Genomic DNA, 25,921 nt, shown 5'->3' with positions numbered 1-25,921 from the left:
ATCAGGAAGATCATGGCCCCCGAATACAGAATGCGTTCCTCACTGGTATTGTCTGGAAGTAAAGGATGACTTTCCAAACATGTTTGATCTGAATAATACCAATACAATTCTGACGGGCGTGCTGATCCTGGTAATTGCCTGGTCGCTTCGCAGAAACTTTCGCGCACAGCACAAATCGAAAAACCGCGATCCACTGGAAGAGGCCCGCAGCGAACTCACCAGTATGGAACAGAACCAGATGAACCGGCTGAATCAGCTGGAGGTCAAACTCTACGATTACGGTCGCGAGGTGGAGGCCCGCAGTGAAGATCGACTGCGGGTGCTGGATGAACTGCTGCAGGAAGCGGATCAGGAAATCAATCGTCTACGGACGCAACTGGCGCTGGCACAACAGGGGCTGTCGGCTGATCAATCTGCTGCGGGACCAGATATTCTGATGTATGAGCAGGAGCGGAGGCGGCTCTCCGCGAGTGCAGAAAAACGACTGATGATGGTCTATTTAAGCCAGGCTGGCTTTTCCGCGCAGGAAATCAGCAACTGTTTTCAGTGCAGTCTGCAGGAAGTCGAAAAGGTACTTGCGGAAGATCTGCCACGTCCCGATTCCGAGACCGCCTGAAAGTGGATCAACTACAGGACCTTAAACTGACAGAGTTGCAGCTTAGCCCTGAAACAGTTCCCCAATCGGTGCTGCATCGACCAGGCTGATCTGCTGATCGTCCTGACGTGCCAGACAGCTCTGAGGATTGAGGCCCAGATGCTGATAAATGCTCGCCGTCAGTTCGGCTGCATGGACGGGCCGCTCAACGGGACTGCTGGCCCGCGAATCGCTGGCGCCAATTACCTGACCGCCGGGAGTCGCACCGCCGGCTACGAGGGCCGACCAGACATGCGGCCAGTGATCGCGTCCGCCGGAAGCGTTGATTTGTGGTGTGCGACCAAACTCACCCGTGGCTACGACGAGTGTATCCTGGAGCAAACCTCGGGAGGCCAGATCGTCGAGCAGCGTGGAGAGGGCTTTGTCAAAAGCTGGGCCGAGTGAATCGCGGTATTCGTAAACTTTTCCTGCGGTCCCGGCGCCGGTGCCGTGACAGTCCCAGGTCAGTTGCTCATGCAGATCGTCAAACAGATTGACGACGACACACCGTGTACCCCGCTCAACCAGTTGCCGTGCCTGGAGCAAGAGCTTGCCGAAACGATGCTTGCCGTACTGCTGCTGGATGGCTGGAGATTCGCCGGCGACTTCGATTTCATATTCGGTGGAAGCTGACTTTGTTCCAATCGTGGTGGCGGGAGCAAACTCTTCGCCCAGGAAGGTTGCCTGCTGGCCTCGGTAGGTGTTGACTCCCAGGGAGTGTAGCAGACGAGGCAGTACTACGAACGGTGGCGCATCGCCCCGCGGTCCCCACTGGCGGGCGACAACCGAACCAAAGCAGGGATAGTTCAACGAACCGCGTGAGACGCGACCGGTCTGGATTAACTGGTGACCGGTTTCATGAATTGGGGCGGCATCGTGATAGAGAGATCGAATCAGTGAGAACTGTCCGGTACGTTGTGCGAGTTGCGGAAATGCTTCACTCACCTGCAGACCAGGCACTGTCGTGGAGATCGCTTTCAAAGGTCCCCGGATCTCGGCAGGTGCATCGGGTTTGGGATCAAAGGTTTCCAGCTGGCTGGCGCCGCCGGTCATCATGATCAGGATACAGTTTTTCTCAGAGCGATCGCTGCGAGTCGCTGCGAGGGCGGCCCGCTCGGCCATGGAGAGACCGACAAAGCTTAAGCTGCCCACCCGGAGAAAATCCCGCCGCGATACTTCCGATTGTTTTTTCCTGGAGTTCATACGTCTTTTACTCGATTGAATACAGTCTCAAAGGTATACGCTGTGGGTGAAATATTATACCAGCCCTCGACTATAGTCGAAGAAATCCTCACAGAGAATTCAACCTGTTTCTGAAACTTCACAGGCAAAATCCAAAGTTCAGACCGATTTCCGGTGTTCGAGCGTGGCGCCCTGATTGAACGGTTTCACGATACGGGCCAGGCATTCTTCGCCGTAACCTGCTGAATTAATTAGACTTGAGAGACTCTCTGCTTCTCCCTCATCAGGACAGATTACAGATAATGTCGGCCCCCAGGAGGTCTGGGCGATGCCCTCAACTCCTTGTGAGAGCAGTAGTTGCTCCAGTTCCCGCATCCGGGGATGAGCCAGAACGCCCCCCTGGACCGGTGCAAAGAATTCACCGACTAAATGTCCGAATTCTGTCAGGCCGCTGGTGAACTCTGAAAAATTCTGTTCCAGGACAGCTGGTGCCAGCTGCATCAGCGCCAGACGACAGAGCTTTTCCGTCAACGCGTCTGGCATCGGCCCCAGCTGCTGAATGGCATCAGCTTCGACGGCTCCCGAGATGCCAGCCTGGTCCTGCGGGGTGATTAAGAGAATCCGCCACGGTTCCGGAAAGGGAGCCTGAAACACGAGGGGACTGATATCAGCGGAATCCCGTTTTCCGGCTTCGATGAGAAATCCACCCTTGTCGAATCCGTAAACCCCCAGGGCAGACCGTGCACCACGATCGACAAGTTGAGCGAGTTCGACCGATGAAAGTTCGTCCTGCCCCATGAGCGCTGCCAGTCCACGGGCCACTGCGAGACTGAGCTGTGTCCCTGAACCGAAGCCGGAGTGCTGGGGGATTTCAGACTGGAGCGTGATTTCAAAACAGTGATCGCCGAACCAGTCTGGAGAACTGGCACGGAGTACCTGCAGCGCGGCCTGAATTTTCGCAGCGCTGCCAGTACTACCCGAGATCTGATCTTCCTGCGAGGAAGCAGATCTCACGGAGAGCACCAGCGCAGGTTCTTCCACCATCAGCCCCAGGCCACCAAATTCGCGCCCGGTGCGGGGGGCGAGCGAAAGCAGTCCCCAGTGCAGACGGCTTCCGGTGGTGACGATCACTTCAGGTGACATGGCGAATCTGATTTCCGAGCTGGCGTGAGTGTGGATAAGACGAATTAAGACTGCAACTCAGCATACGCTCTGGTGACATATTCTTCCAGTAAACGGAAGGCTTCTGTTTCTGCAGGACCAGCGGTTTTACGCACGATTTCGGCGAGTGACTCATACTGCTGTAATAACTCGGCCTGTGGGATCAGATGCGTACGCGTGGCCAGGATGGCGGCTTCGAGGACGGCATGCTTTGCCCGGTTGAGACCGAAGAAGTCACGAATGCGGCCCTGGTGCACAACCCGGGCCTGCATGACAGTCCGCAGGTCAGAATCATCGATCGATTCGATCTCGAATTCATACCAGCGACAGGCGGATTGGAGTACGGCCCCTTCGATCCGTTCTGCGGGAAATGTTTCCGGCATTGACTCCAATCGACCGATGGCGGCTTTTGTAAGGAGCAGCACATCATCGACGACGTGAAAGACACCGCAGCGGGTCTCTTTCAGATTCTGGCAGGTCCGTGAAGTCTGGAAGGGACGCAAGATGAGTTGGGTCATTTCCTGGTCGACCAGCGGCCCCATCGGCGCGAGATTATACTCGCTCTCCTGATTGCGACTGGTGACCATGCCTTCCAGAATCATTTCCAATGTGCCCTCTGCCGGGATCCGATGTTTTTTCACAGACCCTATCATAGTTCAGAAAGCGACGGAGGGGAAACCAGTGGCTGCATCAATTGCGTGAGATCGACGGGAACAGCGCTGTCAGACCTGCGAGGGAAACATTCGGCTTAGCGAGTGAATCCGACGTAGAAGCTGAAGACCTGTGTCTGGTCGAAAGACTCTTTGGCGAGAGGCACAGAGAAGTCCAGTGCGACGGGAACCGGGCCCATGGCGGGAACCGTGAGTCGCAGACCAGCACCGACAGAGACACGGAACTGATCCAGGGAAACATCTTCTTCCACGGTACCGAAGTCACTGAAGAAGACCATCTGAATCATTTCGTCTGCGGTAATCGGCATCATGTACTGTGCACTACCCAGGAAGCTCCAGCGACCACCGATGGCGATGCCGTTTTCGCGGGGAGTCACACCACGGAATTCGAAGCCGCGGAAGGTCTGGAAACCACCGGCATAGTAACGTTCGAAGACCGGGGTATCAGTATCGGTCCAGCCGAGCTGTGCACTCAGCGAGAGGATGTGGCGTCCGCCGCCATCCGGTCGTTTGTACAACGTGAAGTACTGGCTGCCGTTGGCTTCGAGGCGACTGTAAGTGTAATCGCCCACTGCCTGTTCAGCCGCCCATTCCAGCAGGTGACCTTCGGCTGGCAGGAACGCGGCGTCACGCGTGTCATGGTTCAGCGAGATGCGGAATGTATTCAGCAGGTTGTCCCCCACAGACGCCTGCACGATGGCGGGGGTGGGAGTACGTGGGTTATACAGTTTGACGTCTTCCAGACGGTACTGAGTGTTGATCGACCATTCCTGAGTCAACTGACGGCCCAGTGAGAAACGACCACCAACACGTTGTTCGTCCCAGTCGGTATAGTAACGGGTGAAGTAGAAACCACTGACACCCAGACTGAAGTTAGTATCCAGAAAGTAGGGATCGGTCCAGTTAACGAGGTAACGGCTGACCTGATCACCGGGAACAGCTTCGGCACGGAACCGCTGTCCGCCACCACGCCAGGCAGTACCATCGAGAATATCTTCCATGCTGCGCGGAGGACGGAGAATGTCAAAGTTTTCTTCCTGCAGGACGATCGAACCGACCACACCGGCGTTACTGTTCACACCCACGCCGAACATCAGACGTCCGGTACGGCTTTCAGAGGCATAGACGTCCAGGTCGACCCAGCCAGGTTGCTGCTGAGGAAACTCGGTGCCCATCGGATCGCCGAGGGGGCTTTCCCCAAACAGCGGATTGAGTGGTTCCGGAATACCGTTATCATAGTTCTGCCCGCGGAAGATCTGTCCTGTCCGCTGAGGAGACTGATAAGAAACGGGCTCGGTTTTGATGCCTTCAAACAGATCCTGATTCTGCTGAGGAGCAGGCTGTTTGTAAGTCTGGCTGCGATACTTGAGATTAGGATAACGCAATTTCTGGACCTGCTGCTCGTCTGCATTCTGTCCCCGCAGAATATCGTTTTCGCGGCTGGCCAGCATTTCCCGCTCTGGATTGACGCGTGTCACATTGATGCGCGGTCCATCCTGGGGTCCTTTCTGGAAGACCTGGTTACCTTCGATGCGGCGTTTACTCTTGGCAATCAGACGCTGATTGGCCAGATCGCCGGGTGCGACCATCATCGGGTTCAAGAGAACCGAACTTTTTGTACGGGGGTTATCGCCGGAAATATGGGCGGTAATTTTACGGATGCGATAAGGTTTATCTTCATTGATGCTGTAAACCAGATCGACTTCACCGGGGGCTTCGAGGAAACGGGGCTGCGGTGTCACCTTGGCAAACAGGTGTCCCAGTTCGCCGTAGCGTTCCGAAAGTTTTTCCACATCGGTGGCCAGGGTGCGGCTGTTGAAGTATTCGCCTGCAGCGAGTTTGATATCTTCGCGGATCTCTTCTTCCGAAAAGATGCGATTGCCTTCAATCATGATATCACGAATTTTGTAACGTTTGCCTTCGTTGATCGTGTATTCGACCTGCACACGGGATTTATCTTTGTTGTAACCGACTTTCTCATCGATTTTGACATCAAAGAATCCCAGGCCATTGTAGTACTGTTTGAGAGAAATCAGGTCGTCCTGAATCGTAGCAGGATCATACTTACCGCCAAAGAAGCTCATTCCCAGCGGTGCTTTTTTCGTCTGCAGCTTGGTCTTCAGCACGCCGTCGCTGACGAACTTATTGCCGCGGAACTTAATACCGGAAACGACTACTTTGGGGCCTTCTTTGATTTCAAAGATGACCTCGCGGTCATTGGGGTCTCCCCCCTTGAGCAGTTTCACTTCAGCGAACCGGTAACCCCGTTCGACGTAGAGCTGCTTGATACGGTTAACGGATTCCTGGTTGGCAGCGATATCGAAAGGTGAACCCACCTTCAAACCGGTGGTTGCCTGCAGGCGTTTGATTTTGATTTTTTTATAGCCGCGGAATTCTACCTTTTCCACGATGGGACGTTCTTTGACTTTATATACGAGCACCAGTCCCTGTTCGGTCTGACGATACACGGGAACCACACTGGCGAACCAGCGCGTGGCAAACAGCAGGCGGACGTCTTCAAGAACCATGTCGCGTGTGGCGGGACGGCCACGTTGAATTTTCGTTTTCTGGAGAATGGCGAGTGCAGGAATTGATTCGTTGCCTTCGACGCGGACATCAAAGATTGACTGATTCAGATCGATAGAACGCTTCTGTGGTTCCTGCGCGCTAACGGAATCAATCAGCGGAATGATTCCGTTGATGCAGTTTCCGAAGATTATTATCTGTACCAGGATCAGGCTTAGAGCCAATCGCAATGCGTTGCCGCATCTGGTGTCAGACGAGACACCTCTTATCATGTCAGATCCAATTGTAAATATTGCGAGAAAAGATATGAGGTTCACATTCTTGTGACAGGTTGGAAATCACTTTTTCATTGTCCCGGCGACTCAGAGAGGATTTGAGAAACGGGACTGAAAGACAGGAAAGTTACCCTCTAATTCGAAGTGGGTTGCGTACAAATAACGGAAAACGAAAACAGCCGCAAGACGAGTTTCCCGACGTCATTCAGATTTGGCAGGTTCGTAGAGAAAAAATTACGCAGGCAGAGTTTGAAGCGTGTAAGAGTTACAAAACCACGGGGATTTTCCGCTGCGCAGAGGGGTTTTCGACCGCTATTTCAGGAAGCTGGAGAAGCTGGTCAAAGCGTGGAATTCGAGCTAGTCGGCAGAAGACTGCAGGTGGCAGGCAACACAGGAGAGGACAACGCTGTGGGCCGATGCTTTCGTGCTGCGGGTCGACTTCTGCTGCTCACTGCTGATGTTCTGATCCCGCTGGGCGATCCAGAGGCAGGGCTCCTGAGCAGGCAGGCTGGCTGCTGCTCCCACAGGCAACTTCTCGGAAGGAACATCCATGGAAATTCCCCAACCCAAAACGAAACCGACGAACAGCACCAGGGCGGCCTGCAGCATTCGTTTGCGCTGGATGATTGCCGGTGAGACTTCGGTACTCGGCTGGCTGAGTCCGACTTCAGCGCTCAACCGGGTTGCCGCCTGTTCAGCAATCCGTACTGCCTCCGGCGAGAGGAACGGTTTACCACCAGACGTAAAGCCGGTGTCATTTTGAGAATCACTCTGGTGTGTAAAATGGGCGTCGAACAGGGCCAGCTCTTCTTCAGAGAGATCATTCCCGTCTGAGAGTTTCTGAAACGAGGTCAGCGCGGGCGCGAGCGTTTCCTGCATCTGCCGACAACGGGGACACATCTGCAGGTGCCACTGCAGTTCGTCACAGTTATAGTCCGCAGGATGAGTCATTAATTCAAAAGCTTCGTCACAATTCATGAGACTTCTCCTTCTGAAGGGGTCTCTTCAGAAAAACGCTGAGCCAGTTGAAGCAATCCATTTTTCACACGTATTTTGGCAGCCGAAAGACTGCATTCCATCGTCAGAGCAATTTCAGAGAATTTCAGTCCTCCAAAAAACCGCAGACGGAGTGCATCCGCCTGGACTTCCGGCAGATCAGCCAGGTAAGTCACCAGCAGTTCAAACTGCTCGGTTCTGAGAGCGGTCTGCAGGGGTGTTTCGGTCGAACTGGGCTCGGGAATCCTGATTTCTTCGCTGGTTCCCAATGCAGACCGCACGACTTCGCGGGGTTGCTTCATTTCCCGCTTGTAATGCCGACGACAGAGGTTCAGGAAGATTGTCCAGAGCCAGGTTGAAAAAGCAAAGGCAGGATTGTAAGTCTCCCGGGCTGCATAGGCGGCCAGGAATGCTTCCTGCACGAGGTCCTCCGCAGCACATTGGTTCCCGTATTTGCTCCAGGCGAAGCGTAACAGACGCTGATGATAGCGCAACACGAGTTCGTCGAACAGGAGATATTCTCCTGCACAGACGCGCTTCATGATGGTGGCATCGTCCAGTTTCTGATTCATGGCTTACCAGGTTACCGAAGTAAAACGGCCGAAAAGGGAGGAACGACCTGTGCGGAAATCCACACAGGACCGTTCCTGATTTTAGCGGCAAGAGTCACTCCGATGCAACCGGAACTCGCGAATCTGGAGTGAAAATGGACTCATGTCAGGACTGCAGTTCGACGCCGATCTGATAGATCTCCTCGGTATCGAGAATGAGATCATTGGCTTCGAAGAGCTTACGGATAGCGGCCTTGTGAATTTTCATCTTAGTCCCGCCGACCCCGATGGCACCGTAACAGATTTTTCCGTCCCGCTCAGTGGCTTTGTCCATGACGTCGACATCTTCGATGCCGGCAGGTGGAACTGCGTTTAAGTCGATGACAACCTTGAGATTCTTCAGGGGCTTCCAGCAGGCTGCGGGGAGAAGTTTTACGCCGGCTGCTCCGGCAGCGATGATCAGGCTGGTCTCCTGGTTGACGGCCTCCAGTTGTTTGTGGTCTTTCAGCGACAGCGGTTGCACCCGGGCGTCTTCGACGAGTCCGGCAATCGCATCACAGGCAGCCTGGGCTCGTTCTTCGGAGCGGGAGGCGAGGACCACTTCAGCGCCACGACGGGCCAGCAGTTGTGCCGCGCGGAGACCGACGGGGCCGGTGCCGCCGAGCACCAGCGCTTTGGTTTCCGAGAAATCGAGATGCTTGCCTGCCGCGAGCACGGCTGCGGCTGCGGTGGTATTGCAGCCATTGGAATCCATCATGACCGAAACCCGCACGGGTCCAAAAAATGTTTCCTGAACTTTTCGCAGCAGGTTTTCACCCGAATGGGTATCACTGCCTCCGATAAAGAGTGCGGTGTTTTTGAGATCTTCCGGTCCGCGGGTAAACATGGCACCATGCACGAGTGCTTCGACGTTGACGGGAGTCACTTCGTGATAGCTCATCAATTCATCCACGCCGGCATCAATGGCGACGACGCGATCAAACGTGCTGGCATGCTGACTGGAATCCAGTTGAATCAGTATTTTTTTCATGAGAGTTCTGCAACCTGATCAATGCGAAACTGACAAATGGAAAAACCCCTGTTCGATGCGAACAGGGGTCTGAATTCGATCTATCCACTTAGAGCGGAATGATCAGCCGGCGTAGAAGGGGTGAGATGCTTCACTCTTCTTGGCGATCATTTCATCAGCAGAAGGCTCATTCTTCATGGCCCGTGCGATGGCTTCTTTGGTGGCTTCGTAGTTGTAATCGAAGATCTTCTTGTCGTCGTCAGCTTCCCAGTGGATGAAGACGCCACAGACGATGACCAGTTCTTCGCACTGATCTTTGGGGATGACGCCAGCTTCAACGCTGTCTGCAACAGCTTTGGCAACAGCATACTGAGCAGGACCAAACATCTGAACGGCCTGCTTGGCACCTTTGATGGTCACTTTGGTAACCATGACTGTGGCGGGCTTAACGGCCAGGTTGGGTGTCAGAACAGCCAGCAGGTTGCTGTGACCCATTTTCTGGCTGGACAGGGCGTTTGCAAAGGCAGCCCCGACAGGGCCGTTTTTGTCACCAATCAACAGATCGATATGAGCAACTTCATTACCTTCACCGACAAGTGACTCACCGACAAACATAGACATTCTTCGTTCTCCATTTCATATGAGGTTTGCTTCGATATGCTTTCAGCACAATTTGAAAACGGATCACGAATACCGCAGTCCTGAACGGACGGCGAAACAAACTGAGAAAGTCAGGTTCGCCTTGGATCATTCGTAGCCTGTATCAAGTAATAACAATTTAAGAACGGGATTGCCAGTAAACGGCTGACATTCAGTTTAAATCCTCATAAAATTATCATGTCCCCAGGCCCCGATCTCACACTCATGAATAGCCAATTTACACATTCCGAAACCGACGCAGCAAACCTGCTGATTGCAGGTGCCAGTACGCGCGCTGCTGCCGCCTCTGCGCTTCGTGCGGGCATGCGTCCCGTGTGTGTCGATCAGTTTGGTGACCAGGATCTGCATGCCCTGGCCCGTGTGATTCCCCGGACATCTGCACCGAATGACTGGCTGCACGAACTGGCTGCCCTGGAACCAATGGAATGGATCTTTACGGGTGCTGTAGAAAATCAAAGTGAACTGATCGCGCAGATCAGCGCGCAGCACACTCTAAGAGGTTGCGATCCTGACTGTCTGAGTCGGGTACGAGATCCGTTTTTTTTACAGACGTTGCTGTCCGATAATTCGATCCGCATGTCCCCCTGTCTGCCTGTGGAAGCGAAACCTGCCGATGCGAAAAACTGGCTCCTGAAGCCACTCGAGAGTGCTGCCGGCCAGGGGATTCATTTCGTGGGCGAACGTCCTGGGGAGAACGCACCGGCTGGCTACTGTTATCTGCAGCGGTATCAGTCGGGGGCTCCCTTGTCAGCGCTGTTTATCGCCTTTCCTGAAGCGGTCGTTCTGGTGGGAATGGCCCTGCAGTTCTGTGGAAACCCGACGCTGGGGGCTGCTGCGTTTCAGTTTTGTGGCGGAGTGACTATCTCGCCGGTCCCAGATGGTTTGCGATCCGATCTCGAAGAACTGGGCACCACCGTCGCCCGGGGCTCTGGGATTCAGGGTCTGTTTGGCTGTGATCTGATCGGGAGCCCGGACGACGAAGAGCCGCTCTGGCTGACCGAGGTCAACCCGCGGTATACCGGGCTGACGGAACTGTTTGAGCTGCAATCCCAAGTGCCGCTATTGGGCTGGCACTTAAAAGCCTGTCGCTCGTTTGCAGATCCTGCAGCAGAGCCGGATACCGCTGGTGAGTTAAAGACACAACTCGAACGGGCCTTCCGAGAGCCATTTCAGCAAATCTCGAAAGGAATCCTGTATGCCCAGCGAGACCGGACGGCTCCTGAGATTCGTTTCTCGGGCATCCCAGACGACTGTTATGCGATCCCCGAAAGCGCCGATCTTCCCTATCCCGGTACTTTGATCCCTCGAGGAACGCCGTTCTGTTCGGTGTATGGGACGGGCAAGAATCCCCGGGAAAGCCTGCAGGTGCTGGCGAGGCGGGTCAACAAATATCAGCAGTTACTGGCAGCAGGGGAATTGCCGGAAGAGTCTGGTGACAATCCGCATACCAGCCCGGGAACAGTAAAGGAACCGGAAAATCTGTTTTTTTCACGTTTTTTCTCAAGCGTCCCGGGAAGACTTTCGTTTCTTGAAGAATCTCCTGATTGACTATAAAATCAATTTCAATCGCGTTCCGCGTTTCGGATTGAGTTTGCAAGGTCTTCCGGGCCGGGTATAGTCGATACTTGCGTGTCTGGTTTTCTCTGAAACGACTCCAGTCTCAGCGTTCAAACAGACGACATAATATTTCACAGATGATCGACCGTTCCGGTTCATCAAGCAGCATGAAGGAAAAAGTCAGGACCGATGGCCAAGTCAACAGACATCAAAATTGTTGAGGCAAAATTTTCAACGGAACAAGTTCCCTTTCGCACGCCCCTGAAATTTGGTGGTCGGGTGATGGACAGCAGCGTGCTGCTGAACGTGGAAGTGATCGTTGAAACACGCTCAGGAAAACAGGGCATCGGAATCGGCAGTATGCCGGCCGGGAATATCTGGGCCTGGCCTTCCAGCGTGGTCAGTCCTGAGGATGCACTGAAAGCGATGATCGAGTTTCTGGAAGAAGCGGTGGAAATCGCCAATATCTGCCCGGAAATTGCTCATCCCATCGACCTGATGTATCACATTTCCGCCGAATACCACTTCATGGCCAAGAAAATTGCCAAGAAGCTGGGACTGGCGGAAGAGATCCCCGAACTGGCGCAGCTGGTCGCATCCAGCCCCCTGGACGCCGCCATTCACGATGGTTTCGGTCGGGCAAATCATATCAACAGCTACAACGGTCTGTCTTCAGAGTACATGATCCATGACCTGACGGAGTACCTGGACGATCAGTTCGCCGGCGAATACCTGGACCAGTACACGCTCCGCGATCCTAAACCGACTCTCCCCCTGTACCACCTGGTGGGAGCCCTGGATCCGATTACCGAAGCTGACGTCGCCGAGCGAATCGACGATGGACTGCCGGAAACCCTGGGCGAGTGGATCAAGGCTGACGGCCTGACCCATCTCAAGATCAAGCTGTCGGGCGACAACCTCGACTGGGACATCAGTCGTGTGATTGCGGTCGAAAATGAAGCCGCCAAGGCCCAGGCCGAACGGGGTCAGGATACCTGGTGCTATTCACTCGACTTCAACGAAAAGTGCGAGAACGTCGATTACGTACTGGACTTCTTGAACAAAGTTCGGGAACAGTCCCCGGCTGCCTTTGATCGGGTGCAGTACATCGAACAGCCGACCAATCGGGATCTCAAAGCCAACCCCGAAAATAAAATGCACGAGGCCGCCAAGATCAAACCGGTGGTGATTGATGAATCGCTGGTCGACTACGAATCGCTGCTCTTGAGCCGCGATCTGGGTTATTCCGGCGTGGCACTCAAAGCCTGCAAGGGTCAGACCGAATCGCTGTTCCTCGGGGCCGCTGCTCAGAAGTTCGACATGTTCCTCTGTGTGCAGGACCTGACCTGCTGCGGTTATTCGTTCCTGCACTCCGCAAGTCTGGCCGCCCGTATTCCGACGGTCGCGGCGATTGAAGGCAACGGCCGGCAGTACTGTCCGGGACCGAATAAGAAGTGGAGCCGCTCCTATCCCGGGATGTTCAAACTCACCGATGGTACTGTAAAGACCGGTGAGCTAAACGGAGACGGGCTGGGCTTCTAAGCTACTCTCAGCGTAACTCTCGTCTCACCAGGACCGGTTGCGCTGCTGGTACATCTGGAAGTTGAAGACGCCGAACAGTGCGAACATGATTCCCGCGTAGCGCATATGCTGTGAAAAAAAATAAACGGCCAGACCGCCGGCGACGACCATCGATATCTGCAGCGCCAGGATATCGCCCCGGTAACGTTTGACCGACTTGCAGATATCTTCGCAGATATGTCCGCCATCCAGGGGGAGTACCGGTGCCAGGTTAATCAGCCCCCAGTAGAGGTTGATAAAGATCAGGTCATAAAAGGCGAGGCCTATATACCCTCGCGCCTGTGGGCTGAAGCCGTCCCAGAGGCCGAAGCGGATCGAGTAATAGCGGAAGACCCACACGATGCCGAACAGGATAAACCCGGCCATCGGGCCGGCGGCGGAAATGATGATCGAGCGTTGTGTGGTCAGCCCCGAATACGGCTGATAGACGGCCAGACCGCCGAAATGATAGAGAATAATCTGGGGAGGCCAGCCGAAGATTTTCGCCATGATGGCGTGTCCCAGTTCGTGAACCAGGATGGAGACGAATACGCAGGCGATCCAGATCCAGGTAAATTTCAGATCATCCGGATTCCAGCCCATGAAGGCGGCCACAACCCAGAACAGTGGATGCACGCGGATCGGAATGCCAAATATGGAAAAACGTAAATCAAATTCTGTGGGAGCGACATTTCCCAGCATCAGCTTCACTTTCTATTGTTGTATTGATCCCGGAATGGAAGTTTCAATCCGGTTTAGAGGACAGCATATCGCCTGGTCAACAGAAATGCACTCCTGCATGGTCTGGACCGGCAGCGGCACTGTAGTCAGGTCCTGAAAACAGGGCAATTGCAGTTTGGAGGTCCAAAATCGGACAAATTGACTGTATTTGACCCGGTCGACATAGTTTAGGGTACAGATTTCCTGCACGAAAAATCAGGGGGAGACCTGAATTCAATGGACTTAACATTGACGCATCTCACGAAAAGGATACGATTTGCAGTCAGATGGGCAGTGGGTCGCACAAGCTCTGACTCTGAATGAATCCTGACCGATTTCTCAGAGCACTGCGGGGATACCCCGCGGGAGAAGAATTGACCAGACTACGACAGGTGAAGTGTCGCAACGAAAGACCGTTTTCGTTGCAACACTTCGTCACAGGATGGGTTGTGCGGCCCGCTGGCCATTGTTTTGCGCTGACCCGCTTTTGATCCGCATAGCATTGAACTGACTCCAGGTTATTCGAATGGGCTTATTTGATTTTATTCGCCAGCTCTTCGGGTCCCCTCCCGACCGCTCCGGTCAGGCAGCGGATCCCGATCCTGTCCCTGAGCCGGCCCCCCACGAACCACCTCAGAAGCGACGCCCCGTCCGTCTGCAGCCGCTCCGCTATCCCAAGAGACGACCACGGACTGAGTACAATATTGAAGAGGTCCCAGCGCCCCCCTACGAGCTGGCCCGCTACGGTGCCATGACCGGTCATTATTTTGACATGACCCAGGACACGGATGCAGAGCAGCTGAGTCGCCATGAACTGCCTCAGTTCGCGACGCCATTGGAACTGGCACAGTGGCTGGAAATTCCACTGGGAAAACTCGCCTGGCTGACACATCGTTACAATCACAGCGACGGTCCGGAAGATGTAAAGGAGTCGCATTACACTTATCACTGGTTGCCCAAACGAAACGGGTTTCGGTTGATTGAAGCGCCGCGTCCGTTTATCAAAATGGCTCAGCAGCAGATCCAGCAGGAAATCTTAAGTCGGATCCCCATGCACCATAGTGCCCACGGTTTTGTCTCGGGGCATTCGCCCGTGACCAATGCCCGACCGCATGCAGGCAAACGGGTGGTGTTGAAATTCGACCTGGAAAACTTCTATGCGAACGTGAAGTTCTCGCGCGTGGTTTCGATTTTTCGCAGTCTGGGTTACTGCCGGGAAGCCGCCCTCTGGCTGGCACGTCTGACGACTTCAGCGATTCCGGCGAACCTGCCCTTTCCCGATGGGACACTGCGGCCACTGCTCCCCTATCTGCCACGTCACCTGCCACAGGGCGCACCAACGTCCCCTGCTCTGGCGAATCTGTCAGCTTACTCACTGGATGTGCGACTGTCGGGACTGGCACGATCCTTTGGAGCCGATTACACACGCTATGCAGACGACCTGACCTTCTCGGGGTCGGAAGCATTTCTGCGATCATTGAAGGTGTTTATCCCGCTGGTCCAGCAGGTGATCCGTTCGGAGCGCTTTCAGGTGAATCTGTCGAAACGACGAGTGATCAGAAATAATCAGCGGCAGACCGTCACGGGCGTTGTTGTGAACGAACACACGAATGTGTCCCGCAAGGAATTTGACCGTCTGAAAGCGATTCTCACGAATTGCATCCGCCAGGGCCCAGAAACACAAAACCGGGAACAGCATCCTGATTTTGCAAATCATCTGCGGGGTAAAATCGCTCACGTGCAGCAGCTCAACCCGAATCGTGGTCAGCGTTTACTGCATCTCTACGAACAGATTCGCTGGTAAGCGCAACACGCGAATCTGCCTTGTCTCAGTGACGCTTTTTGCGACATAATAGAGGCCCGGTCTCAGTTGCCAATCCGGTTTTTCGAGGCCTTTTTTTGATCCCTGCTGAGGAATCGTGCGTTCTGATCAGCAGGGAGACGAATTCATGCTGACGCCCTTCGACCAGATTGGATTTGCTGTGGGTGGATTGATCAGAATCCTGTTTTCCTATCTAAGCCCCATGTTTCCCTACCTGCGAAACGTGTTGAAACCTTTAACACGTTTCTTTGTGGGGCTGATCGCAATTCCTATTTTTCATTTGTTCATGAACAAGGTCGTACGGGTTCAGGAAATTGATGAAGAGCTCGAGAAAGACCTGGAGCAGTGGTTTCGTGGTTCTCTGCTGCTGCTGGTTGCAACCAAAAACATGGAAGCAGCGCTCTTCTCCTGGCTGCCCAATGTGCAACCCGAGGAGAGCAGCAACCCGGTGCTAATGGGTTTCCGGATCATGCTGGTGATTGGTGTGATTGAAGTGATGCCCGATCAGGAACTGTTCTCGATTATTCACCCTGGCCCCCCGAAACTGGAGTTATCCCGGGAGTACGGAATCTGGCGTGAGCTGAAAGAAAAATGGCGGGCCATTCTTAAAGGTTTTGTCTGCCAGCATATCAATCGTTCGTCACCCGTCTTTGCAATCCTGTCTGCGATCGCCGTCGATACCGTGGGCTGGGTCTGTTACGGCATGGCGATCGCTCAGTACCTGATCATTGGCCTGGTGACCTCACGCGATCGCGCGTTGGATGTGCTCTCGGAATTTGACCGCCAGGTTAACCAGCGGCGACGGGAACTGATAGAAGAATTCGACCTGGATGAATCCGAGGTTGAAGCAGCCGACCGTAAAAACTGCGCTGAGAAACTCGATAGCGAGACAACGCCTGCCGAGGCGGACACCGATCAGTCGAAGGCGTCCGCCTGAACGACTATTCGTCGTCCTCTTTTTTCTCAGCGGCTTTCTTTTTAGTCGCTTTTTTGGCGGCTTTTTTCTTGGTCGTCTTTTTCTTGGCAGCTGCTTTTTTCGTAGTCTTCTTTGCGGCTGATTTTTTGGTCGCCGTTTTCTTTTTGGTGGCTTTCTTCGCCTTTTTCTTGACGCCCTTCTTAGCCGCTTTGGCTTCCAGCCATTCGACGGCCTGCTCGAGGGTTACGTTTTCGACCTCGTATTCCTTGGGAATCGTGGCATTGATCTTTCCGTGTTTCACGTAAGGTCCGTAACGACCATCGAAGATGGCGACCTGTTCTTCGTCCTCGGGATGTTTACCCAGTTCGCGAATCGGAGTCGGGGCACTGCGCCGGCGGGCCTGCTTGAGCAGTTCGACTGCACGATCCAGTTCGATGGTCAGTACGTCATCATCTTTTGTCAAAGACTTATAGACCTTGTCATGCAGGACGTAGGGTCCAAAGCGTCCGATGCCTGCGTTGACCTTCTTGCCGGTCTCGGGATGCTCTCCCAGGAAACGGGGCAGGCTCAGGTATTTCAGAGCTTGATCGAGGTCGACGTCATCCGGGTCCACGGTTTTCGGAATACTGACCCGTTTCGGCTTGGGGCCGTCTTCGGTCACATCGCCCAGCTGCAGGTACGGTCCAAAGGGGCCGTGCAACTTGTAAATGGGTGAATTTTCTTCGGGGTGCATCCCCAGTGCCTTGGGACCTTCGCTCTTCTGGCGAATCAGTTTCTGAGCCAGTTCGTTGGTCAGGTCTGCAGGGGCGATATTTTCGGGAATCGAAGCCGACACGGGCTCTTCCACATTTTCATCGGTAACGTACGGTCCGTAACGGCCGACACGCACTGCTGACTCGATGCCGTCCAGGTCCAGGGTACAGATTTCGCGAGCATCGATGGTCTCTTCCTTGGTTTTGACCTGCTCGTCGAGCCCTTCCTTACCCCTGTAGAAATGATTCAGATAAGGCAGACGATCCCCTTCGCCGACGGCAATGTCGTCCAGTTCCTGTTCCATCGCAGCGGTGAACTGCAGGTCGACCAGGTTCGGGAAGAACTTTTCCAGGAGTCGCGTGACCGCCAGCGCGGTGAAGGTTGGAACGAGCTGACTGCCTGATTTGTTGACGTAGCCCCGATCCTGAATAGTACTGATAATGGAGGCGTAGGTACTGGGACGGCCCACCCCTTCGCTTTCCATCTTGCGGACAATCGTGGCTTCCGTGTACCGCGCGGGGGGCTTGGTTTCGTGCTTGAGTGGTTCGACCTGGCTGGGATCCAGCTTCTGATTTTCTTCCAGAGGCGGCAGCATGGATTCACTGTCGTCCAGTGCGGCTTCGGGATCGTCGACCCCTTCCACATAGGCACGGAAGAAACCGGGGAACTCGACATGGCGGCCGGTAGCCCGGAATTCAGCGTCGTCTGCTGTAATCGTAACGGTCTGGAAGCGGAGGCGGGCTTCTTCCATCTGGGTGGCCATCGTCCGTTTCCAGATCATGGCATAGAGTTTGGCCTGTTGTCCTTTGAGGTTCAGTTCCTCAGCGGTTTTCATCAGTTTACCGGCAGGACGGATCGCTTCGTGAGCTTCCTGTGCCCCTTTGGAACTGGTCTCGAAGCGGCGGATGTCCTGGCTGAGGTAATCCTGGCCGTAGAGATCTTCAATCCGCTGACGGGCACTTGTTATCGCTTCGTTGGAGAGGTTCACACTGTCAGTACGCATGTAAGTAATGTGACCGTCTTCGTAGAGCCGCTGGGCGACCTGCATGGTTTCCCGGGCCGACATGTTCAGCTTCCGGTTCCCCTCCTGTTGCAGCGTACTGGTGGTGAACGGTGCGGGGGGTTTGCGTGACTGCATCCGCTGTTCGACGGAGGTGACGGTCCAGTCCGATTTTTGAACGCGTTCCAGGAGTTCTTCGGTCTGCTGTTCGTTGAGCAGCAGGACGTCGGCGCCCTCTTTGAGTTTCCCGGTGGATTCGTCGAAGTCTTTACCACTGGCGACTTTCTTTCCGCCGACGGTCATCAGCATCGATTCGAATTCGGCCCCTTCGTCCGTTTTGAGCAGGGCTTTCAAGTCCCAGTAGGTACCGCTGCGAAACGCCAGGCGTTCCAGTTCCCGCTGAACCAGGATACGAACCGCGACAGACTGCACGCGACCGGCGGAGAGTCCGCGGGAAACTTTTTTCCACAGCAGGGGACTCAGTGTAAACCCATACAGACGGTCCAGGACCCGGCGGGTCTCCTGTGCGGAAACCAGGTTCAGGTCAAGTTCACGTGGATTTTCGATGGCTTCCTTGATGGCTTCTTCGGTGATTTCCGAGAAAACCATGCGTTTTACAGGCACTTTGGGTTTAAGCAGCTCGGTGAGATGCCAGCCGATGCTTTCTCCTTCGCGGTCTTCGTCGGTCGCGAGAATCAGCTCTTCAGCGTCCTTTAAAGCATCTTTGAGTTCTTTGACCGTCTTCTTTTTTTCCTTGGGAACCAGGTAATACGGTTCGAATTCCGATTCAACATTGACCCCGAGGGTGGCCCATTTGTGTTTCTTCTTGAATTCGGAAGGAACATCGGAAGCTTTGGCAGGCAGGTCGCGCACGTGGCCCATACTGGCCAGTACCTTATAATCACTGCCTAAATAGCTGCCGATTTTCTTTGCCTTGGCAGGTGATTCCACGATCACCAAAGCTTTCAGCTTTTTCTTTGCCACCAGATCTATCCTTCCTGGAAAACCGACGTCAACCTTGTCACCAGAGCTCTCCCGGCTACAATACGCGGCTCAATGTACTTCTGACAGAGACTGTTTTGAATCGTTGCTGCGGATTCATTTGATCAATTTCATCCGGCAATCCATAACCGCGATAAAAGTCCCTGTCAAGCCTGTAATTATTTTTTCACAGCGGATCGTGATCCCCAAACGGGCTGTTTTCGGCGTAAGATCAGGTGGGAAACCGCAGGATTCTTTCAGAGAAGACTTTCACGAATTGCCGGAATAAATTACAACACATGGATTAAACGGAAAACTCTTTTCCGAACGGGAGATACGAATCCCGCCGGAGAGCACCGGGGTAACCCTGTTCTTCCGGAAACTGACGACAGGAAATCGATTTCGTTCGACTTGCAGACTCAAGAAGGAAACAGCATGGCCTCGCCACTGGAATTGTTTCGTAAAAATCAAAAAGTATTAATGGTCCCCCTGACCATTCTGGCCATGTTCGCATTTATCGTGCTGGGCCAGATGAATGCAGACCAGGTACCGCCGATCCTGGGCATGCTCTTTGTGGGACCTTTATTCTGGTTCCTGGGAAAAGACCGTGGTAAAGGCAAAGAATTTGCCGTCGTCGGAGTCGTGGTCGGCTTTCTACTGGGCTACATGTACATGCCCCGGATGGGAACCGCGAATGTCGTCACCTCCACCGCAGGAGAAATCGACCAGCAGCAGTACCAGATCATGCTGCAGAACCGGCAGATCGCCAACCAGTTCGTCGCCCAGTCGTATTTCGCTTCGCTCACCGAGGAAGAAATGCAGAGCGCACGGGTGCCGCAGGGTGCCTTGTTCGGTTTTCCCTTTGTGCAGAGCACCGAAGACGACATGATCCTGGAATTCCTGCTCCGTAAAGAAGCAGACCAGATGCAACTGGTAGTCTCTGACGATGCGGTTTCCAATTACATCTCACGCTATACCAATAACAAACTGAGCCAGGACGCCTTCAAACGGGTCTGCCAGCAGTTGGGTGTCACCCAGGGACGGATTTATGAAATCCTGCGGGACCAGCTCAAAGCACGTCTTGCCTTCCAGCTGAAGAGCCCTGAAGTCTCGCTGACCCCGGATCAGTACTGGAACTTCTATCAGAAATTCAACGTACGCGAAGAACTGGAAGTGGCAGCCCTGCCGGTCGAAGATTTCAAGAAAGAGATCGCCGAACCGACCGAAGCTGAGATGAAGGCATTCTACGAAAATTACAAAGCGGTCATGCCCAACGAAAAAGGTCCGGGAGCACCGGGGCTGTTGCAGCCACCCAAAGTGAAAGTCGAATACCTGCTGGCCGACTACGAAGAGACCGAAAAGCAGGTAAAGGCTGTTACAGAAGAAGAGATCAAAGCGTTCTACGAAGAGAACAAGGAAACGCTTTACAAAAATAATCCGATCCCCAACGATCCGAACATGAACTTCCCGGGAGCTCCTGTCGCTCCGCAGGGAGATCAACCGGTCGAAGCCCCGAAGCCTGCCGCTCCTAAACCAGCTGCTGAAGAGAAAGCACCTGCGAAGCCAGAAGCTCCCAAGGCAGACCCAGCGGAGAAAACCAAAACACCTGCTCCCAAGGCTGAGGAAAAACCCAAGACCGAAGCGAAACCGGAAGCAGAGAAAGCCAAAACAGAATCGAAAGACAAAACGAGTGCCCTCGATTCCAACCAGACAACTTTCGTAGCACTGCTGGATGAAAAGCAGCCTGCTAAACCAGAGCCTGCCAAGAAAGAGTCTGCAGCCAAGGAACCTGAAAAGAAAGAATCGGCTCCCGCTGCAGATACGAAGCCGGCTGATAAGCCTGCGAAACCAGCTGCGAAGCCCGAAAGCAAACCAGCACAGCCAGCTGAGAAACCTGCTGACAAACCGGCAGACTCTCAACCGGAAAGTGCAACGACGGCTGCACCTCCGCTGGAACCATACCGTCCACTCAACGATGAGTTGAAAAGTGAAATTCGCGATCAGCTGCTGCGGGAACGCACCCTGGAACTGATGCAGCAGAAGATCAACGCAGCCGCGACCTTCATGAACGACCTGAGCTACAAGATCAACAGCCCTGCTACCGATGAGAATCCTCCGACACCGAAGGAGATCACCGAGCAGCTCAAGAGCTATGCAGCCAAGAACAAGCTCGTGTATAACATCACCCCCATGATGACCGCCCGGGAACTCATGGAGTCTGAGAAATACCCGCTGGGTACTGCACGTGAACCCACTCTGAATGAATTCACGGCACAGCCGCGAACCGTGCTCGAGCAGCTGTTCGGCACCCCCATGGATCAGCTTTACACGACTTTCGAAGCGGAAGATTCCTTCTCCAGTGCTTTGATTTCTTACTGGAAAGTCGCTCATACCGACACGATGGTGCCTAAGTTCGACGATCCCGAAATCAAGCAGGAGATCATTGCCCAGATCAAAACTGAAAAAGCCCGTCCGCTGGCTCAGAAACGGGCAGAAGAACTCAAGGCTTTGATCACTAAAGCGAAAGACGAAGACATGCAGACTGCTCTGAAGGGGCAGACCATCACCGGCAAAAAAGAGGGATCGGAACTGTTAACGCAGACCACCGAATCCTTCAGCTGGATGCGGACCTCGACAGCCGGTGCAAGCAACCCGTTCGCTTTCCCCCGGCCTGAACTCTCGACGATTTCTGCCATCGATGGAGCCGGCAACGACTTCATGGAACAGGTCTTCGACAACATGCAGGAAGGGGATGTGGGCGTGGCTCTGAATGCCGACAAGTCGATCTGCTACGTGGTCAAAGTCATCAACCGGATTCCGTCCACACCGGGCGGCCAGACTGCCATGTACCAGGAATTCCTGAAAACGGACCTGTTCTTCTTCTTCTCACCTTACCTGCCGATGGCTCAGCAGGAGCAGGTGCAGACAATCCAGAACTGGGGCAAAGATCTGCTGGCGAAGTACAACGTCCAGAAGCACTTTGAAACTATGGATCAGGAAGTCGAAGTCGTTCAGGAGTAATCCTCGAACAGGATCACAGACACAAATCGGTTGTATCGGCAGACGGTACAACCGATTTTTTTATTCCCTGACAGTGGACTGATTTTTCGTAAAACCGGCTGGACAAGCGAAAAAAAGGCGTTTATTTCTATAGAGGTACCGTCGGATCTGACTCAGTTTTTCCGGTCCCACAGAAGGAAGCCGGTGAGAACGAGCCAGCCACGAAGATCCAGGTAACTCAAAACGTACTCACCACCTACGTTGTATTTTCAACACTTACCAGTTAAAAATGGACAAATCTTCCAGCTGTCTACCGGCTGGGACCGTATCAATAATCGAGGCGGTCCGGCGGACGGACCGGACTGGAACATCCATACTGTTGAATCAACCACGAGATAATCATCGGGAGAATTATTCTAATGTCGGAACAGGTTCAGCAAGCTCCTGCCGGGTCAGCGACGGGCACGGCTTCCGAAAACATGATCGAAGCGATCGGACTGAGTAAGTTCTATGGCCAGTTCACTGCAACCCGCGATGTGACATTCTCGGTCCCCCGTGGCCAGGTCGCAGCGTTCCTGGGACCCAATGGTGCAGGTAAATCGACTACGATGAAACTGCTGACCGGCTTTCTGTCCCCCAGTGAAGGTCAGGCCCGCGTCGGCGGGTTTGATGTCAGCACGCACCGGATTGAAGCCAGTCAGAAACTGGGCTATCTACCGGAAAACGGTCCACTCTACGAAGAAATGACGCCACTGGGCTTTCTGAAATACGTGGGTGGCGTGCGGGGCATGTCGAGTGCCGAGCTCAGTAACCGACTCGAGTTTGTGATGGAAAAGTGCGACTTGAGCACCGTCTGGAAAAAGCCGATTCGCAAACTCTCCCGCGGTTTTCGGCAACGTGTGGGCATGGCCCAGGCGCTGCTGCACGATCCGGACATCCTGATTCTGGATGAACCGACCAGTGGTCTCGACCCCAATCAGAACCAGTCCGTGCGTGACCTGATTCGCAGCCTGGGAAAAACCAAGACCATTCTGCTATCGACCCATATTCTGCAGGAAGTCAAAGCCGTCTGCAGCCGCGTGATCCTGATTAACCAGGGTTCGGTTGTATTCGATGGCCCAGTGGATGAGCTGGGTAACAGTCAGGAAGACATGGAAGAACGCTTCCACAAACTGACACACGCATAATTTCATTTTCACCGACCAATTTCGTTATCTCATAAAGCTGACGTAAGGACCCTTCTGTTATGTTGCGGAACAACGTTGTATTGGCCGTCTTCAAGCGAAACGTACAGAGCTACTTCTCGGGAGTGCTCGGCTATCTGTTTATTGTCGTGTTCGTGGTCGCCGGTGCCTTCGCTGCCTTCAACCAGCAGTTCTTTGCCAACAACCAGGCGAACCTGGATCAGTTGAGCCTGTGGTATCCCCTGCTGCTGCTGTTCATCATCCCGGCGATTACGATGGGTGTCTGGGCCGATGAGAAAAAACTGGGCACGGACGAACTGCTGTTTACCCTGCCCGCTTCGGACCTGGAAGTCCTGCTGGGCAAATTCCTGGCGGTACTGGCGGTCTACACAATCGCCCTGCTGTTCTCGGTCACGCATATTTTTGTGCTCTCCAGCATCGGCAACCCGGATATGGGGCTGATGTTTACGACTTATTTTGGATACTGGCTGGCGGGTGCGTCCCTGCTGTCTGCGGGCATGTTCGCTTCCGCGTTGACGAGCAGCACCACGGTCGCGTTTGTGCTGGGAACCGTGATCTGCGCGATCCCGGTCTTCATCGGACAGGTGGCTCCTTCCAGTAATCTGATTCAGAGCCTGAGCCTGGTCGAACAGTTCCAGGATTTCAATACCGGAGTTCTGCCGCTGGCCTCGGTGCTGTACTTCATTTCGCTGGCGATCATGATGCTGTACCTGAACCGCGTGCTCATCACCCGCCGACACTGGAGTTCCCATGAACAGAATTCAATGGGACTGCAGTACCTGGTGCGAACCATTTCGCTGGCAGTGATCCTGATCAGCGTGAATGCGATCGTCTCCTACGGCAGCAGCCGCATCGATATGACGAGCGAAAGAGTCTACAGCCTGTCACAGACGACAAAAGACCTGATCTCCAAGATCGACGATAAAAACCCCGTCACCATTGAAGCTTTCATCAGCCCGGAAGTCTCGAGGGAATACGTGCCGATTCGCAAACGACTGATCGGCCTGCTGCGTGAATATGACCAGCTGGGCGGCAAACGCCTGCAGGTGCGGTTCGTTGACGTTGAGCCGTTCAGCAAGGAAGAAGAGGAAGCCCGGCTGCTGGACATCTCTCCCCAACGGGTTCAGACCGAACGGGGTGGACGGGCTTACGTGGAAACCATTTTCATGGGTGCCGTCGTGAAGAGCGCAACCGATGAAGTGGTGATTCCGTTCTTCAATGTCGGAACACCCATCGAATACGAACTGACCCGTTCCATCCGCACAGTCTCCAAAGATGATCGTCTGACGGTCGGCATTCTGAATACCGATGCCAGCATTTTTGGTGGTCTGGATATGAGCATGGGCGGCAACCAGCCTCCGTGGCTGATTGTGAGTGAACTCAAGAAACAGTACCGGGTCGAGCAGGTCTCACCCGATTCGCCGATCAGCGATACCGATTACGATGTTCTGCTGGCGGTGCTCCCCTCATCATTGACCGAACCCCAGCTCAAGAATCTGGTGGACTACGTCAAGAAAGGGAAACCGACGCTGATCTGCGATGACCCGCTGCCCGTCTTCGGAGGAGGACGAGGCATTCAGATGGCGCCTCGTATGCCCAAACCGAGTCCGGGAGGCATGATGGGAATGCGTCAACCGCCGCCAACGCCCAAGGCTTACGAAGGTCGGCTGACGCCGCTGATGAACCTGCTGGAGATTGCCTGGGATAACGGGGAAGTGGTATTTGATTACTTCAATCCGCATCCTGAGTTTGCCGAAGTCGTGCGTCCTGAGCTGATCTTCATCAGCCCCAAGAGTGGAACGAAAAGCGCCTTCAGCCTCGACAGTAACATCACCAGTGGTCTACAGGAAATGCTGACCTTCTTCCCGGGCAGTATCCGTCCGCGGAAAGACCGGGATCTGAATTTCGAACCGCTGCTGCGTACCGGACCCAACTCCGGTCTGCTGGCCTGGGGTGAGATCACCAGCCCGTTCTTCAATTCGGTCCGCATCGTGCAGGATCCGGTCCGTGTGATCGACGAACACGCCCACGTCCTGGCGGCCCACATCACTTCGACGCCGAAATCAAAAGTGAAAGGCCTGAATGTGATCTTTGTCGCCGATGCCGACCTGATTTCCGATGAGCTGTTTAACATCCGCGAGCGTCAGGCTTTCGGTCTGAAGATCGACAACGTCACCTTCCTGTTGAACTGTGTCGACCAACTGGCCGGGGACGATTCCTATATCTCGCTCCGTAAACGGCGTCAGAAGCATCGCACGCTGACACTGGTCGAACGCGAAACTTCGGTTTTCATCAAAGAGCGAAACGCGGAACGGGAGAAGGCCAACGAGGTCGCTGATGCCAAGCTGGAGGAAGCCCGTGATCGTCTCAAAGAACAACGGGAAAAGATCGAAAAAGATCCTTCCATGGACAGCCGGGAAAAACAGATCCGTTTACGAATGGCTGAAGAAAACGAAAGTCGTCGGCTGGAAGTCGATGAAGCCAAAATCGAACGGGAAAAACAGCAACAGGTCGAAAAGATCAAAGCTCAGACCGAGCGACAGATTCGGGAAATCGAAAACCGGATTCGCTGGTATGCGATCCTGGTGCCCCCCTTCCCGGCGATCCTGTTGGGAATCTGTTTCCTGTTCTTCCGTTTAAAGCACGAGAACCAGAATATTGCTCCGGACCGGAGACTGAAATAAACGCAGCCCCCGCGGCCAGTTTCAATCCATCTTAAACCACTTGTTTTAAGTAAAACGT

At 54.1% G+C, this 25,921-nt stretch carries 18 protein-coding genes; 8 read left to right on the top strand and 10 right to left on the bottom strand.

Going from position 1 to position 25,921, the window contains the following annotated elements; genetic code table 11:
- Positions 1 to 79: 79 nt before the first annotated feature.
- Positions 80 to 616 (top strand): hypothetical protein, encoded by a 537-nt coding sequence (locus tag HG66A1_RS05200; protein WP_145181162.1) that lies wholly within the window; start codon positions 80 to 82, stop codon positions 614 to 616.
- A gap of 42 nt (positions 617 to 658) precedes the next feature.
- Here HG66A1_RS05200 and HG66A1_RS05195 read toward each other — a convergent pair whose 3' ends face one another.
- From HG66A1_RS05195 to fae, 8 genes are all read right to left on the bottom strand, one after another.
- Positions 659 to 1,786: a DUF1501 domain-containing protein gene (locus HG66A1_RS05195; RefSeq protein ID WP_232106757.1), complete on the bottom strand. Its 1,128-nt coding sequence runs from the start codon at positions 1,784 to 1,786 to the stop codon at positions 659 to 661.
- 189 nt (positions 1,787 to 1,975) lie between these two features.
- The gene (locus tag HG66A1_RS05190; protein ID WP_145181160.1) at positions 1,976 to 2,959 is read right to left on the bottom strand and encodes a beta-ribofuranosylaminobenzene 5'-phosphate synthase family protein; all 984 of its coding nucleotides are present in this window, start codon (positions 2,957 to 2,959) and stop codon (positions 1,976 to 1,978) included.
- Between the two features lie 44 nt (positions 2,960 to 3,003).
- A complete protein-coding gene (locus HG66A1_RS05185; protein WP_232106756.1) occupies positions 3,004 to 3,618 on the bottom strand; it encodes a DUF447 domain-containing protein in 615 nt (204 codons plus the stop codon).
- 107 nt (positions 3,619 to 3,725) lie between these two features.
- Positions 3,726 to 6,404, bottom strand: coding sequence for an outer membrane protein assembly factor (locus HG66A1_RS05180; RefSeq protein ID WP_232102138.1), 2,679 nt, complete (start codon positions 6,402 to 6,404; stop codon positions 3,726 to 3,728).
- Positions 6,405 to 6,806: 402 nt separating this feature from the next.
- A complete protein-coding gene (locus tag HG66A1_RS05175; RefSeq protein ID WP_145181159.1) occupies positions 6,807 to 7,427 on the bottom strand; it encodes a hypothetical protein in 621 nt (206 codons plus the stop codon).
- On the bottom strand, positions 7,424 to 8,017 hold the full coding sequence (locus HG66A1_RS05170; protein ID WP_145181158.1) for an RNA polymerase sigma factor: 594 nt from the start codon (positions 8,015 to 8,017) through the stop codon (positions 7,424 to 7,426). Before HG66A1_RS05170 ends, HG66A1_RS05175 begins: the two co-directional genes overlap by 4 nt.
- A 145-nt stretch (positions 8,018 to 8,162) precedes the next feature.
- Positions 8,163 to 9,026: an NADP-dependent methylenetetrahydromethanopterin/methylenetetrahydrofolate dehydrogenase gene (locus HG66A1_RS05165; protein ID WP_145181157.1), complete on the bottom strand. Its 864-nt coding sequence runs from the start codon at positions 9,024 to 9,026 to the stop codon at positions 8,163 to 8,165.
- Between the two features lie 102 nt (positions 9,027 to 9,128).
- Complete coding sequence (fae, locus tag HG66A1_RS05160) at positions 9,129 to 9,626, bottom strand: formaldehyde-activating enzyme (protein WP_145037213.1); 498 nt, start codon at positions 9,624 to 9,626, stop codon at positions 9,129 to 9,131.
- Between the two features lie 243 nt (positions 9,627 to 9,869).
- Between fae and HG66A1_RS05155 the strand changes: the two genes are divergently transcribed.
- Together HG66A1_RS05155 and HG66A1_RS05150 are read left to right on the top strand one after the other, a co-directional pair.
- Entirely contained in the window at positions 9,870 to 11,213 is a 1,344-nt protein-coding gene (locus tag HG66A1_RS05155) for an ATP-grasp domain-containing protein (RefSeq protein ID WP_197996991.1), read from the top strand.
- 198 nt (positions 11,214 to 11,411) lie between these two features.
- A complete protein-coding gene (locus HG66A1_RS05150) occupies positions 11,412 to 12,764 on the top strand; it encodes an enolase C-terminal domain-like protein (RefSeq protein ID WP_145181155.1) in 1,353 nt (450 codons plus the stop codon).
- 24 nt (positions 12,765 to 12,788) lie between these two features.
- Here HG66A1_RS05150 and HG66A1_RS05145 read toward each other — a convergent pair whose 3' ends face one another.
- Positions 12,789 to 13,484: a M50 family metallopeptidase gene (locus tag HG66A1_RS05145; protein ID WP_145181154.1), complete on the bottom strand. Its 696-nt coding sequence runs from the start codon at positions 13,482 to 13,484 to the stop codon at positions 12,789 to 12,791.
- Positions 13,485 to 14,028: 544 nt separating this feature from the next.
- Between HG66A1_RS05145 and HG66A1_RS05140 the strand changes: the two genes are divergently transcribed.
- Both HG66A1_RS05140 and HG66A1_RS05135 read left to right on the top strand, forming a co-directional pair.
- The gene (locus HG66A1_RS05140) at positions 14,029 to 15,306 is read left to right on the top strand and encodes a reverse transcriptase family protein (RefSeq protein WP_145181153.1); all 1,278 of its coding nucleotides are present in this window, start codon (positions 14,029 to 14,031) and stop codon (positions 15,304 to 15,306) included.
- 115 nt (positions 15,307 to 15,421) lie between these two features.
- Positions 15,422 to 16,261, top strand: a complete 840-nt coding sequence (locus tag HG66A1_RS05135; RefSeq protein WP_197993827.1) for a DNA topoisomerase I — start codon at positions 15,422 to 15,424, stop codon at positions 16,259 to 16,261.
- Between the two features lie 4 nt (positions 16,262 to 16,265).
- Here the strand turns inward: HG66A1_RS05135 and topA are convergent, their stop codons facing one another.
- Positions 16,266 to 18,962, bottom strand: a complete 2,697-nt coding sequence (gene topA / locus HG66A1_RS05130) for a type I DNA topoisomerase (protein WP_145193702.1) — start codon at positions 18,960 to 18,962, stop codon at positions 16,266 to 16,268.
- Between the two features lie 447 nt (positions 18,963 to 19,409).
- On the opposite strand from topA, the gene HG66A1_RS05125 reads away from it, so the two are divergent.
- The 3 genes from HG66A1_RS05125 (at position 19,410) to HG66A1_RS05115 (ending at position 25,863) form a co-directional block, all read left to right on the top strand.
- The gene (locus HG66A1_RS05125) at positions 19,410 to 21,995 is read left to right on the top strand and encodes a SurA N-terminal domain-containing protein (RefSeq protein ID WP_145181152.1); all 2,586 of its coding nucleotides are present in this window, start codon (positions 19,410 to 19,412) and stop codon (positions 21,993 to 21,995) included.
- A 398-nt stretch (positions 21,996 to 22,393) separates the two neighbouring features.
- Entirely contained in the window at positions 22,394 to 23,161 is a 768-nt protein-coding gene (locus tag HG66A1_RS05120; protein ID WP_145181151.1) for an ABC transporter ATP-binding protein, read from the top strand.
- 59 nt (positions 23,162 to 23,220) lie between these two features.
- A complete protein-coding gene (locus HG66A1_RS05115) occupies positions 23,221 to 25,863 on the top strand; it encodes a Gldg family protein (RefSeq protein ID WP_145181150.1) in 2,643 nt (880 codons plus the stop codon).
- The last annotated feature ends 58 nt before the right edge of the window (positions 25,864 to 25,921 follow it).

It is taken from the genome of Gimesia chilikensis (assembly GCF_007744075.1).
Taxonomy (GTDB): domain Bacteria; phylum Planctomycetota; class Planctomycetia; order Planctomycetales; family Planctomycetaceae; genus Gimesia; species Gimesia chilikensis_A.
Note: the sequence above shows the minus strand (reverse complement) of the source record. Positions and strands in the feature narration are given on the sequence as shown.